Origin of the sequence: Paenibacillus sp. FSL H7-0326 (assembly GCF_001955535.1) — a bacterium.
Lineage (GTDB): Bacteria > Bacillota > Bacilli > Paenibacillales > Paenibacillaceae > Paenibacillus > Paenibacillus shunpengii.
In genome coordinates this window covers 513,540-526,409 of sequence record NZ_MPVN01000002.1, presented here as the reverse complement: position 1 = coordinate 526,409, position 12,870 = coordinate 513,540, and the positions used below count along the sequence as shown (strand labels likewise).

The window sequence follows — 12,870 nt, the reverse complement described above, 5'->3', positions numbered from 1 at the left end:
CGTTCTTAGGGAGGCGTTATAGTCATGCCTGATGTGAACGTATTATTAGCCTTCTTGGCAGGGGTTGCTTCCTTCTTATCACCCTGCAGTCTGCCGCTGTATCCGTCCTATCTGTCCTACATAACCGGTTTATCCGTGCAGCAGCTTAAGCACGAGCAGAATAAGCGCGAGGTCCGTATGCGCACGTTAAGCCATACTCTAGCTTTTATCCTGGGCTTTTCCGTCGTATTCTACACACTCGGACTTGGCGCAGGCATCTTTGGAGAATTTTTTCACGAATACAAGGACCTCATTCGAATGCTGTCAGCAATACTTATTATGGTCATGGGCTTATTTCTCATTGGGCTCTTTCAGCCGCAGCTATTGATGAAGGAAAGAAAGCTTGATGTCAAATGGAAGCCGGCTGGCTACCTTGGCTCTTTTATTTTTGGCATTGGCTTTTCTGCTGGCTGGTCTCCTTGCATCGGACCTATTCTTACCGCAATCATCGCGATTGCAGCAACCGAGCCGGGAACCTGGATTACTCTTATTACAGGCTATACTGTAGGATTCGCACTTCCCTTTTTCATGCTGGCATTCTTTGTTGGAACGACGAGATTTATCAGTAAATATTCAGGTGTACTAATGAAGGTCGGGGGTAGTGTTATGGTTCTGATGGGTATATTGCTCTTTACAGACCGAATGACACAAATTACGATATGGTTGCAACGGATTACACCGGAATGGATGATATTCTAAAAAATAGTTTCGTTATGTAAGCCCATCAGTCGCTGACTGATGGTTTTTTCACATTATGCGAATGATTGGCAGTGGCTTTTGTCGAAGGCAAACCTAGGTGAAATATTCAATTTTAGCTTGTGGAAAAGCATCAAAGATACGTTCCGTAATAAATTCACGGAGTGCCTGCTGCTGATCTTTAGGGTATACATATTTATATTGTCCCCATTTTCCCCATTTGGTCTCACGTTTGGCTATATCCATTTCCAGCTTGGATTTGGGATAGCGCTGTTCAATCACATTTTTGGCCGTCTTGGTAAAGCGGTGCTGAATCATCTCAAACGTCAAATCTTTGGTTGCTTCCTGTGGAAGATTTTCTTTAAGCCTTTCCAGCAGCTCGCTATAGCCCTCTTCCCACCCGTCGTACCAAATGATCGGAGCGATAATAAAACCGAGGGGATATCCGGCGTGAGCGATTTTTCCTGCGGCTTCTATACGTTCCTCGAAGCGGGAGGTGGCAGGCTCAAAATTTTTAATTACATATTCAGCATTTACACTAAATCGAATGCGTGTATGGCCGTTATGCTTGATGTTCAGCAGAGGATCTACATGATGATACTTGGTAACGAACCGAAGTCGTCCAAACTCTTCATCCGCCATAAAGCGAATGAGATCACCGAGGCTCCCAGTAATGTGTTCAAGCCCGACAGGGTCTGAAGTACAAGCGGCCTCAAACCGGGTAATCTCCGGCTTGCGCTCTTCAATGTAATCCTTCGCTGCATGCAGAATGTCCTCCGTGTTTACATAGACACGAATATAAGGTTTGCTGCCAAGCGTGGTCTGCAGATAGCAGTAGTGACAGTGTCCCATACATCCTGTAGATATCGGAATCGCATATTCGGCAGAGGGCTTGGACTGATCGAATTTAAGCGTTTTGCGAAGGCCCACCACGAGCGTTCTTTTGGCTATACGGTATTTCTCCTGATCTGTCTCTCCCGGCAAGTTCGTAATTCGGTTGTGCGAAGTGGTCATACGATATTCAATATTATTCGCTTTAACCCATTCCATAATGCGTTTGCCTTTTTCATATTCCAATGCCTGTGGTTCAAAATAAACTAAATCAGGAACAAAGGGAGCTGTTGACTTAAGCTTGCGTTTAGGCTTTTCCGGAACGAGTATTGTCATGGGCAGTAGGCTCCTCTCCCTGTATTCAATTCTTAGTTATTGTGCCATCAGTTTGCACCCATTAAGCGTGGTAAGTTCAGTCATGTAAGAAGTGCTTGTCAGGCTTTAAGACTTGCAAATCGCAAGTGATAACATGTATCATTACAAGAGCAAAGTTGTGCGATCGATCAGACGCTAGTTCATAAATGAAAAGAGGTAAGGCAAATGCCAACGCCCAGTATGGAAGATTATTTGGAGCGAATTTACAAGTTAATTGACGAGAAGGGCTATGCGCGTGTATCCGATATAGCTGAGGGACTGGAAGTCCATCCTTCCTCTGTAACCAAGATGATCCAGAAGCTGGATAAAGACGAATATTTAATCTATGAAAAATACCGCGGACTCGTGCTGACGCCAAAAGGCAAAAAGATTGGCAAGCGTCTAATGGACCGTCATGAGCTGCTTGAGGAATTTTTAACGATGATTGGCGTTAAGAATGAGAATATCTATACCGATGTTGAAGGAATTGAGCATCATTTGAGCTGGGATTCCATTACTTGCATCGAAACCCTTGTCGAATATTTTCGCAGAGACAACACCCGACTAGAGGATTTACAGAATGTTCATAAAGAACTGACCAACGAATCATAGAAGAGCACCGTCCTGATTTATTTGCGGGACAGGTGTTTTTTCTTTTTATACGCAACTATCAGAATAGAATCCGCGTCTATATTCATAGGAAATGGTTTATTTTTCTAATACCAAAGCTATGGAGGACAAGGGTTGTATGAGGAAATGGAAACAATGCATCGCATTATTGCTAGTCTGTTTGCTGGCATTTCAAGGGGGCTCTGTGACATTCGCAGCCAGTACGGCAGGAATTACGATTTATTTGGATGGTGAGGAGCTGGAGTCTGACGTTGCGCCTTATATCGTACCCAAAGTCAATGTCACGATGGTGCCGCTTCGTGTAATCAGTGAAGGCATTGGCGCTTCGGTTAAGTGGAATCAGGCGTCCAAAACCGTTCGGATTCAAGGATTTGGCAACGACCTGTCTTTGACCCAAGGGAAGAGCACGGCGATTGTGAACGGAAAAACGGTACAGCTGTCCGCGAATGTGACCAACACCAAAAACCGTGTGATGGTGCCGATTCGTTTTGTCAGCGAGCATCTGGGCCTGATTGTGAAATGGAATCAATCCGCCAAAACGATTCATCTCACCTCTACGAATTTGTGGCCGACGGATCCGGAAATCCCGGTTGTACCTGGAGAACCAGAGGACAGCGATATGAGAGGCGCATGGATCTCCACCATTAATGGAGACTGGCCGAAATCAGGCTCTATGAATAATGTGGAGAAGCAGAAGAGTGATTTCATCCAGGAGCTTGATAAGCTGGAGTCTATGGGAATCAATGCGGTATTTGTTCAGCTGAGAGGTGCTGCTGACGCGATCTATCCTTCCACACTGGTTCCATGGAACAAAGTATTGACTGGCACCCAAGGGGTGGATCCAGGGTATGATCCTGTCAGCTTCATGATCGAGGAAGTACATAAACGGGGGATGGAATTCCATGCCTGGTTTAATCCTTTCCGCGCGAATACGACGGCAGACATTAGCAAGAATGCAGCCAATCATGTAGTGAATGTACATCCGGATTGGATCGTAACCGCTAAGAATCAGATGTACATTAATCCGGGTATCCCAGATGCAAGAAAGCATATTATTGATGCCATCATGGAAGTGGTGAATCGTTATGACATCGATGGCGTTCATTTGGACGATTACTTCTATCCATCTAATGTCACTTTTAATGATGCAGCTGCCTTCGAAGCATACAATTACAACAACTATACAGATATTAATGACTGGCGTGTAGATAACATTAACAGGTTCGTTCAGTCACTTGGGGAACAGATACAAGCTGTGAAGCCTGGAGTCGAGTATGGAATTAGTCCATTTGGCGTGTGGAGAAACATCGCAGATGATCCGACAGGCTCGAATACGAAGGCAGGCGTGACCGCCTATGATGATATGCATGCGGATGTGCGTACTTGGATTCAGAAAGAGTGGATTGATTATGTTGCACCGCAGATTTATTGGAGCATGTCACTCCAAGCGGCAAGATACGATATTCTGGTTGACTGGTGGGTCGATGAGGTGTCAGGGACCGATGTGGATCTGTATATAGGTCACTCACCTTACAAGCTGGGAACATCCGAAGCGGGCTGGCACACCGCAAATGAAATCATTAATCAGCTCAAATATAATGAGCAGTATGAAGAAGTTGATGGCGACATCTACTTTAGTGCACAATACCTGACCAAGAATCCTCTTGGCTTGATCGGTTTACTGCAAAACTATTACGGAAAATGAATTTGTCTGAAATATTAAATTTATTGGCTTCATAAACTGCTGATCTACAACATAAAAAGTCCTTTGACCTTTAGCAGGTCAAAGGACTTTTGCTTTTGCTAATGATATTTAGGAAGCTCATCGTCATTTTTGCTTTTCTTCTGTCCTTCAATGACATGAAAAGGGTAGCTCTTGCGCTTATTCATTGTCTGTCCGGGTTTATGTCCTGACTTACTCCGTTCGAGCTTCGCCATCGTTGCTTTGGAAGGCTTCACTTTAGGGTGTCTGCCGGTCAATGCCCGAGGGGGACGCTTATAGAACCAGAAGATGAGTCCTCCCAGGATCAGGGGGAAGATTAGGGCATCCCATCGACCAAGTCGAATATTTACATATAAACCGAAGACCGCCAATATCATGATGATCCAAAAAGCTACTGCATGCTTAACCATGTCAGATCCTCATCCTTTCACAGGATCAAGATTACCGCTAGTTACACTGAACGTTGCGGGTGATTTTTCAAATTCCGCATCAAGCTCACGCATACGGTTAAAGGAGGCAATCGATACCTCAACCTGCTCGTTCGTTGGTTCTTTGGTTGTAAGAAGCTGAAGCCACAGGCCCGGATAACCAAGGAAGCGAAGAACCGGTATGTCTCTTACTGCGTTTGTAAACTTTAATACTTCAAATGAAACACCGAGTACGATCGGCAAGAGCATGAGCCGCTGTCCTACACGCTCCCATACATTATCGTAAGGAAACGGGATCGAGAATACAGAATAGACAAGCACCCCGACAATGACACTGAGCACCAGGAAGCTGCTTCCGCATCTGTAATGGAGACGGCTGAATTTCTGCACACTCTCCGGAGTGAGCTCAGCTCCAGCTTCATAAGCACTTATTACCTTATGCTCTGCACCATGATATTGAAACAATCGCTTGATGGTTGGTGTCATGGATAAGAAGTACAGGTAAGCAAAGACAAGCAGGATCTTAATAATTCCTTCAATGAAAGTATGACCGAACTGGCTGATCGACAGGCTGCCGAATAGAAATTCCTCTATGAATACCGGAACCGCCGTCAACACCACTTTACCAAATACAAAGGATAGGATACCTACGGCAGCAACGCCGATAATCATCGACAGACTCCAGCCAGAATCTTCATCCTCTTGATTCTTCGCACGTTCTTCCGGTGTCAGCTCGTCGTCAGCATATGCATCTGCCGAGTAATTTAAATGCTTCGTTCCCTTGGCGCTGGAGTCAATCAGACTGACAATCCCGCGCAGAAAAGGGACCTTACGCAATTTGGTAACCCAGGATTTGTCCTGCTTAGGCACTTCAAGAAAAGTGATTTCTTGGTTTTTACGACGTACTGCAGTGACATTCACATGCTTCCCGCCGAACATGACCCCTTCAATTACGGCTTGACCGCCATAAGCCACTCTTTTTGATTCTTGAGGCAAAGAACTCACCTTCCTATTCTTAACTTCGATTGTCTACATTGTATCGAATTCCGCCAGCAATTTCTAGTTCTGACTAGTCTTCAGTAATTTGAACATACTACAAGTTATAACAAGGTTTTACATGAGAGTATGCATAGTGACATTTGCTGCAGCTAGGGCCATTCATTGCTTTTGGTTATCAGATGCAAAAGTGTGATCGTGTTTATGTACGAGCTGAAGCCCAAAAAGTTGCGGATCTCTTACTTCCGAGAAGATAAATAAATACATAAGCTGCAGGAGGATGAATCATGAGTCACTTAGAACAGCGCAGAGAGATTACTAATAAATTTGTATTTGCGTTGGAAATCGGTTTTTTTGCAGGGTTGATCTGGGGAGGTATTCAGTGGATATTTTACTACTTTAACTTTACTGTCATACCGATAGGTTTTCTGGCAGAGCCTTTTTTCAAGCATGCTTATATTTATAAAATACAGGGACATTTTATCGGGTGGCTGTTTTTCATTGTCTTCTCACTGCTTGCCTCCATTATATATACTTATCTGTTCCGCAAGCTGAAGGGGCCTATACCTGGCCTGATCTATGGGATAGTCTGGTGGGTCATTCTCTTTGTATGGATTGGTCCCTGGACAGGGATGATGAAGCCTCTAAACCAGCTGACCTGGGATTCCATCTTTAGCGAAGTCTGCTTGTTCCTGCTGTGGGGATTGTTCATCGGTTACAGTATCGCAATGGAGTTTACGGATGAACGTAAAAGAGACACCCAGATGGGCTCATAATAAATTGCTAGCTAATATGTAACTACACCGATCGCTCACCACTTCTGTCTTGATGCAAAAAAGCTTCTCAATCCAATATCCGGTATGGTAAAATAGCAGATGGTTATTTGCAGGAAAGGTGGTGCGCGAGGATATGAAACGGATTCTGGTCATGAACGGCCCGAACCTGAATATGCTTGGTGTGCGTGAGCCTGGTATTTATGGCAAGCAAAGTCTTCAATCCATTGAAGAAATGCTTCGTGCTCAGGCGGAGAAGCTTTCCGTATCCATTACTTTTTATCAATCGAATCATGAAGGCGAACTTATCGACCGAATTCATGCTTCCTTGGGGGAAGTTGACGGAATATTGCTTAATGCAGGTGCCTTTACTCACTACAGCTATGCTATTCGTGACGCTTTGAGCACAGTTAAAATTCCTACCATCGAACTTCATCTGTCTAATATTCATGCGCGGGAGTCTTTCCGGCATACGTCGGTCATTGCAGCGGTAACGATTGGTCAAATTTCTGGCTTCGGAGCTTACAGCTATGAACATGCTCTAAACGCGATGTATCGCTATTTGGAGACATAAGACGCTTCGATGGATTGAATGAACGAGAGCGAAGAAAGAAGGAATAATCATGGGGAACAACCGAGTGTTGAAATTGCGTAAAGCGATGCAGGAGTCTCAGCTGGAAGCGTTCTTGGTCACCAGTCCTATTAATAGACGATATATGACCGGATTTACGGGTTCAGCCGGATATGTATTGATTACGCTTGAACAAGCCTATTTGCTTACGGATTTCCGTTACATGACACAAGCTTCTCAGCAGGCAGCAGGTTACACGGTAGTGGAACATGCAGCCAAGCCGATGAGTACGGTTAAAGAGCTCCTGGATAAAGAGGGTATCAAGTCTCTTGGATTTGAGCAGGATCTCGTCACTTTCTCTACGTATGGGGTCTATTCAGAGCAATTGAAGCCCGTGTCTCTCGTGCCTGTCAGCGGCCTGGTGGAGAAGCTGCGGATTTACAAGGATGAGAACGAGATTGCCATCATGCAGCGTGCTGCAGACTTGGCTGACTCAACTTTTTCGCATATCCTGAATGTGATTAAGCCGGGAATGACAGAGCGTGAAGTAGATCTGGAAATGGAATTCTTCATGCGCAAAAATGGTGCAGCATCATCTTCGTTCGATACGATCGTAGCTTCTGGCGAACGTTCAGCAATGCCGCATGGGGTTGCCAGTAACAAAGTGATTGAAACGTCAGACTTTGTTACGTTTGATTTTGGAGCGCTGTTTGACGGATATTGTTCAGATTTGACGCGGACCATTGCAATCGGCAATCCTGCAGACAAGCTGCTGGAGATTTATGATATTGTATTGGAAGCCCAATTACATACTTTGGAACATATAAAGCCGGGTATGACAGGAAGAGAAGCAGACGCTCTCGCAAGAGATGTGATTACGAAATACGGCTATGGAGACCAGTTTGGCCACAGTACCGGACATGGTCTGGGCATGGAGGTTCATGAATCTCCCAGACTGTCCAAGCTGAGCGATGATATTCTTGAGCCTGGTATGGTCGTTACCGTGGAACCGGGCATTTACCTGCCTGGAATCGGCGGTGTACGAATTGAGGATGATGTCGTGATTACAGAATCAGGGATTCGCCTGCTCACGCATTCCAACAAAGAACTTTTGAAGCTGTAACTATTATTAGGAGGGGTTTTTTAGTGATTTCAGTAAACGATTTTAAAACAGGCTTGACAGTAGAGGTTGACGGAGATATCTTTACGGTTCTTGATTTCCAACACGTTAAACCAGGTAAAGGTGCGGCATTTGTTCGCTCTAAACTTAAAAACCTGCGTAACGGCAACACGGTAGAGAGAACCTTCCGCGCGGGTGAAACGATTGGACGCGCTCAAATCGATAACCGCGGTGTATCTTACCTCTATGCAAGCGGTGATGAGCATACCTTCATGGATAACGAAACTTACGATCAATTTACATTGACCAGCGATCAGCTCGAGTGGGAACTGAACTTCCTCAAAGAGAACATGAACGTGAACATCATCAGCTACCAAGGAGAGATCCTGGGTATCAACCTGCCTAACTCTGTAGAGCTGAAGGTTGTTGAAACCGAGCCTGGAATCAAAGGCAATACAGCAACAGGTGCTACCAAAAATGCAAAAGTGGAAACGGGTCTGAATGTGCAGGTTCCTCTTTTCATTAACGAAGGCGATGTTCTGATCATCGATACTCGCGAAGGTAAATACAACTCCCGCGCGTAATAAATAGACATTTGTAAGATAATAAATATGTAATATCATGCTGTACTATCCTCTGCTTAAGCATTATTCAGCAGAGGATATTGTTTTATTAAGAGAAAGAGAATCCATTTATCGCGAGTTCCATATTTTCACATTAACATCTTTACTGATTTACAGTAAAAAAGGGTTACAACAAAGCGCTATTCGTATTATACTGTTTAGAAGCAAGGTGAGCTTATGCTTACCATGGTTTACAATCTTACGTTACATACTGTAGGGAGTGAGTTCGGTTTGTCTTTGTTCGTAATGAAATTCGGAGGCAGTTCTGTTGGAGATACAGAACGGATGCAACGGGTAGCCAAACGTGTTGCCGAGAAACAGGATGAAGGGCATAAATGTGTAGTTGTCGTTTCCGCAATGGGAGATACAACTGACGATTTGATTGACCAAGCGAAATTGTTAAATAGTAAGCTTCCGGCGCGGGAGCTCGATATGCTGATGACGACAGGTGAGCAAATATCGATCGCGATGCTGTCCATGGCTATTCAGCAGCTCGGCCGAGAAGCAGTTTCATATACAGGCTGGCAGGCAGGATTTGTGACAGAGCCGGTACATGGCAAAGCAAGAATTACGGATATTAACCCGGAGAAGGTGCTGCGTTCACTTGATGAAGGCAAGATCGTCATTGTTGCAGGTTTCCAGGGTATTACGGCGGATGGAGAAATTACGACACTTGGCCGGGGCGGCTCGGATACAACAGCTGTAGCTTTGGCTGCTGCAATCAAGGCGGATGCTTGCGAGATCTACACCGATGTAGACGGTGTATATTCGACAGATCCCCGAATCGTCAAAGTAGCTCGTAAGCTCAAAGAAATTTCGTATGATGAAATGCTTGAATTGGCTCACCTGGGTACCGCGGTTCTGCATCCGCGTGCAGTAGAATATGCGAAGCATTCGAAGGTGCCTTTGGTTGTACGTTCAAGCTTTAACTATAATGAAGGAACGGTTGTGAAGGAGGAAGCGGCATTGGAACAGGGAGTAGTGGTAAGCGGCATCGCTTATGATAAAAACGTAGCACGAATTAGTATTCTGGGAGTAGAGGATATTCCAGGAGTGCTGGCCGGTATGTTCGGTGCACTGGCTCAAGCACAGCTAGACGTAGATATCATCGTACAGAGCGGTATTAGTGACGGTAAAGCGGACTTCTCCTTCACTGTAGCCTTGGATGATCGCGAGCGTGCAATTGAGGTTATCAATAGCATGAAGCAGGTGCTTCCTTATCGTGAAGTTACTTTTGAAGAGAACCTGGTTAAAGTATCTATCGTGGGTGCAGGAATGGTCAGCCATCCTGGCGTAGCCGCTCAAATGTTTGATGTTATTTCTAAACAAGGGGTCAACATTAAGATGGTGAGCACCTCTGAGATTAAAGTCTCTTGTGTCATCGAAGGCAACAAGCTGAATGAAGTTATTCAAGCGCTGCATACAGCTTATAACCTGGACACAGATGTCAAAGCTTTTGTCGGTGGTCCGCAGGACCGCAGATAACGAAGTGTGTTTATCACAAGTATTTTACTAGTTACAAGTTATACTCATAGCTGCCGAGAACTTATCGACGGCTTGGAGATCTGCACATTAATTGTGCAGATCTTTTTTTGTTGTCCAAGGCCGGATCACCTGGTTACTCTCTAGTACAGGCACAATGGAGCTGCTATTCATCTCTAAACAGTAGTCCACATCCAGGGCGTGGCCTTGCTTGATAAGACGTTTGGCCTCGTTTCCTTCATACACTATTTTCTTCAGCTGATCCTTGTTGTGAAGGTACGCCTGATGAACGGTTATACCGAGATCATTGGAACGCACCTGCTGCTGGGTCATATGTTTTAGATCATCGATAAGCATTCCGGCACATAATCCATCCTCAAGGGCAAATCGATCCTGACTTCCCGCACATAAGAGAACAACATCTCGATCAAGATGAACCAGGATCTCCGCGCATGCCCTCGCATTGAGAAAGGATGCAGAGAAGACGGTTAAGGCCTTAGAAGCCTTTATGAGCGCTCTTGTTCCACTTGTGGTCGTTAAGATCACATTTTTTCCGTGAATCAGTTCTTTCGTATATTCCAAAGGTGAGTTACCCGCATCAAAGCCCGTTATTTTTTTGCAGAATCGTTCTCCTCCAAGAATCATATCCTCATATTGAAGCTGTTTGGCCTGCGGTACGGTTTCAACCGGAATGACACAGGCTGCCCCGTGGGCAAGCGCCGTAACAATGGTGCTGGATGTTCGAAATACATCAATAACGACAGCACTTCGGTGTACCAGATCTTCAGATCTTACCTCACTGACACTCGCAACGACATCTATACGCAAAAAAATCACCTCCCTAACTTGCTTCTTCCACCTCAATCAATGAAATGGGAGTCTGTTAGCTTACCATATGCACAATGAACAGGGCAGGTGCCTATAGTGAGTAGAAATTCTCTTAATAGAGGTGATATAGACGATTGCTATATTTCCTCTTAATTAATGAAAAAATTGATAGATTCCCGTCATAAAAAACAGGTACAGGCATACATATGGGTTAAGACCAACAAAAACGACCCGGAAGTAGCTCTCAGAAAAAGTGCACGAGTTAAGGGGGTGCTTATATGAAATGGCTGGACCTGTTCCCGACTCCATTAAAAACAATATTGGAATATATTCCCCTGCAGCTGCTAGAAACGCTTGAAGAAATAAGAATTCGGGAAGGCAGACCGATGGAGATCAATACCCATGGCGAACATTATTTCGTTACAAAACAAGGTAGCCCGTCTAAGAAGCCAAGTGAAGCGTACAAGCCTTCAAGAGATGACACCTATCGTTTCCTGGATCTAATCAGCAATCATTCCCTTTATACATTGGAAGAAGAATTGAGAAAAGGCTTCATTACAGTTCCAGGCGGACACCGGATTGGACTAGCTGGCAGAACCGTTCTAAAGGGCGGAAAGGTTGAGCACCTGAGGGATATTAGCGGGTACAACATTCGAATTGCAAAAGAAGTCAGAGGAGCAGCGGACAGGCTGATGCCACACCTTCTGGACCCACAGACCTCACGAATCAAGCATACCCTCATCCTATCTCCTCCGCAGCAGGGGAAGACAACGCTTCTCCGGGATATGTCAAGGCAGATCAGTATGGGCAGCAATGAACGAAAGAGCTTTAAGGTCGGCATTGTGGATGAGCGCTCGGAGATAGCAGGCAGCTATAAAGGGGTCCCGACATTTGATGTGGGTCCAAGAACCGATGTCATGGATGCTTGTCCGAAGGCCGAAGGAATGATGATGCTGATTCGCTCCATGTCACCGGAAGTACTTATTGTAGATGAGATCGGACGGGAGGAAGACGCAGAGGCGATTAAGGAAGCGCTGGGTGCAGGGATATCCGTCATCGCTTCAGCCCATGGCAGAGATATAGCCGAGCTTAAACGCAGACCCGCGCTGCATCAGCTGATGAGTGAAGATTATTTTCAATTAATCGTTATTCTGGATCGCACAGGAAAAAGGTTTCAGTACAAAATCTCCGATATGAGGCACAAGAGTCTGCATCCTCAAGGCATGCATCAGCAAGGAATGACCACAGGAGGCACTTATGCTTAAGCTGATTGGTTCCGTCCTTATTTTATTGTCAGGGACGCTTGCTGGTTTTTATCAGGCGAATCAATTTGCCTCACGACCGAAGCAGATCAGGGAGCTTACATTGATGCTGCAGCGACTTTTGACAGAGATCAATTACAGCTACAGACCTCTTGCCGAAGCCTTGAGTCAAATTGGTAAACAGGCAAGTGAACCGCTTGGGCGTTTGTTTATCTCGGCTGCGGACCATATGAATTCCTCACAAGGCCTGTCGGCCCAAGAGAGCTTCCAGCATGCGATAAATCGCTATTGGAGCCAAACGGCGATGAAGCAGCCGGAAAAAGAAGCGATTCGCCAGCTCAGCTTCAGCCTGGGAACGAGTGACCGGGAAGAGCAGAACAAGCATATCACCCTTGCCATTCAGCAGCTGAATCATGAGGAAGCTTCGGCCCGGAACGATCAAATAAAGTATGAGAAGATGAGCCGCAGTCTTGGACTTCTGGTCGGGGCGCTGATCGTCATCCTGATCCTATAG

At 45.3% G+C, this 12,870-nt stretch carries 14 protein-coding genes; 10 read left to right on the top strand and 4 right to left on the bottom strand.

All coding sequences use genetic code 11. The annotated features are described in order from the left end of the window. Positions 1–24: 24 nt before the first annotated feature. Entirely contained in the window at positions 25–738 is a 714-nt protein-coding gene (locus BK126_RS13355; RefSeq protein ID WP_076313102.1) for a cytochrome c biogenesis CcdA family protein, read from the top strand. Positions 739–831: 93 nt separating this feature from the next. On the opposite strand, the gene splB is transcribed toward BK126_RS13355, so the two are convergent. After that, on the bottom strand, positions 832–1,902 hold the full coding sequence (gene splB / locus BK126_RS13350) for a spore photoproduct lyase (RefSeq protein ID WP_076313101.1): 1,071 nt from the start codon (positions 1,900–1,902) through the stop codon (positions 832–834). A 204-nt stretch (positions 1,903–2,106) separates the two neighbouring features. Between splB and mntR the strand changes: the two genes are divergently transcribed. After that, a complete protein-coding gene (gene mntR, locus BK126_RS13345) occupies positions 2,107–2,532 on the top strand; it encodes a transcriptional regulator MntR (RefSeq protein ID WP_047911033.1) in 426 nt (141 codons plus the stop codon). A gap of 136 nt (positions 2,533–2,668) precedes the next feature. Further along, positions 2,669–4,255, top strand: coding sequence for a family 10 glycosylhydrolase (locus tag BK126_RS13340; RefSeq protein WP_076313100.1), 1,587 nt, complete (start codon positions 2,669–2,671; stop codon positions 4,253–4,255). A 98-nt stretch (positions 4,256–4,353) separates the two neighbouring features. Here BK126_RS13340 and BK126_RS13335 read toward each other — a convergent pair whose 3' ends face one another. Next, a complete protein-coding gene (locus BK126_RS13335) occupies positions 4,354–4,683 on the bottom strand; it encodes a hypothetical protein (RefSeq protein ID WP_076313099.1) in 330 nt (109 codons plus the stop codon). Between the two features lie 9 nt (positions 4,684–4,692). After that, positions 4,693–5,697 (bottom strand): DUF1385 domain-containing protein, encoded by a 1,005-nt coding sequence (locus BK126_RS13330; protein ID WP_047911036.1) that lies wholly within the window; start codon positions 5,695–5,697, stop codon positions 4,693–4,695. A gap of 287 nt (positions 5,698–5,984) precedes the next feature. Here BK126_RS13330 and BK126_RS13325 point away from each other — a divergent pair, with 287 nt between their 5' ends. The 5 genes from BK126_RS13325 to BK126_RS13305 all read left to right on the top strand — a co-directional run bounded on the left by BK126_RS13325 (position 5,985) and on the right by BK126_RS13305 (position 10,269). Further along, positions 5,985–6,473, top strand: coding sequence for a YqhR family membrane protein (locus BK126_RS13325; protein ID WP_047911037.1), 489 nt, complete (start codon positions 5,985–5,987; stop codon positions 6,471–6,473). Positions 6,474–6,606: 133 nt separating this feature from the next. Continuing rightward, a complete protein-coding gene (gene aroQ, locus BK126_RS13320) occupies positions 6,607–7,044 on the top strand; it encodes a type II 3-dehydroquinate dehydratase (RefSeq protein WP_076313098.1) in 438 nt (145 codons plus the stop codon). A 49-nt stretch (positions 7,045–7,093) separates the two neighbouring features. After that, positions 7,094–8,164 (top strand): M24 family metallopeptidase, encoded by a 1,071-nt coding sequence (locus BK126_RS13315; protein ID WP_076313097.1) that lies wholly within the window; start codon positions 7,094–7,096, stop codon positions 8,162–8,164. Positions 8,165–8,187: 23 nt separating this feature from the next. Continuing rightward, positions 8,188–8,745, top strand: coding sequence for an elongation factor P (gene efp / locus BK126_RS13310; protein ID WP_047911040.1), 558 nt, complete (start codon positions 8,188–8,190; stop codon positions 8,743–8,745). Between the two features lie 270 nt (positions 8,746–9,015). Then, the gene (locus BK126_RS13305; RefSeq protein ID WP_047911041.1) at positions 9,016–10,269 is read left to right on the top strand and encodes an aspartate kinase; all 1,254 of its coding nucleotides are present in this window, start codon (positions 9,016–9,018) and stop codon (positions 10,267–10,269) included. Positions 10,270–10,356: 87 nt separating this feature from the next. On the opposite strand, the gene BK126_RS13300 is transcribed toward BK126_RS13305, so the two are convergent. Beyond that, positions 10,357–11,094, bottom strand: a complete 738-nt coding sequence (locus BK126_RS13300; RefSeq protein ID WP_076313096.1) for a 2-phosphosulfolactate phosphatase — start codon at positions 11,092–11,094, stop codon at positions 10,357–10,359. A 278-nt stretch (positions 11,095–11,372) separates the two neighbouring features. Between BK126_RS13300 and spoIIIAA the strand changes: the two genes are divergently transcribed. Both spoIIIAA and spoIIIAB read left to right on the top strand, forming a co-directional pair. Next, positions 11,373–12,359 carry a stage III sporulation protein AA gene (spoIIIAA, locus tag BK126_RS13295; protein ID WP_076313095.1) on the top strand — a complete coding sequence of 329 codons (987 nt, stop codon included), beginning with the start codon at positions 11,373–11,375 and terminating at the stop codon, positions 12,357–12,359. Further along, on the top strand, positions 12,352–12,870 hold the full coding sequence (gene spoIIIAB, locus BK126_RS13290) for a stage III sporulation protein SpoIIIAB (protein ID WP_047911044.1): 519 nt from the start codon (positions 12,352–12,354) through the stop codon (positions 12,868–12,870). Before spoIIIAA ends, spoIIIAB begins: the two co-directional genes overlap by 8 nt.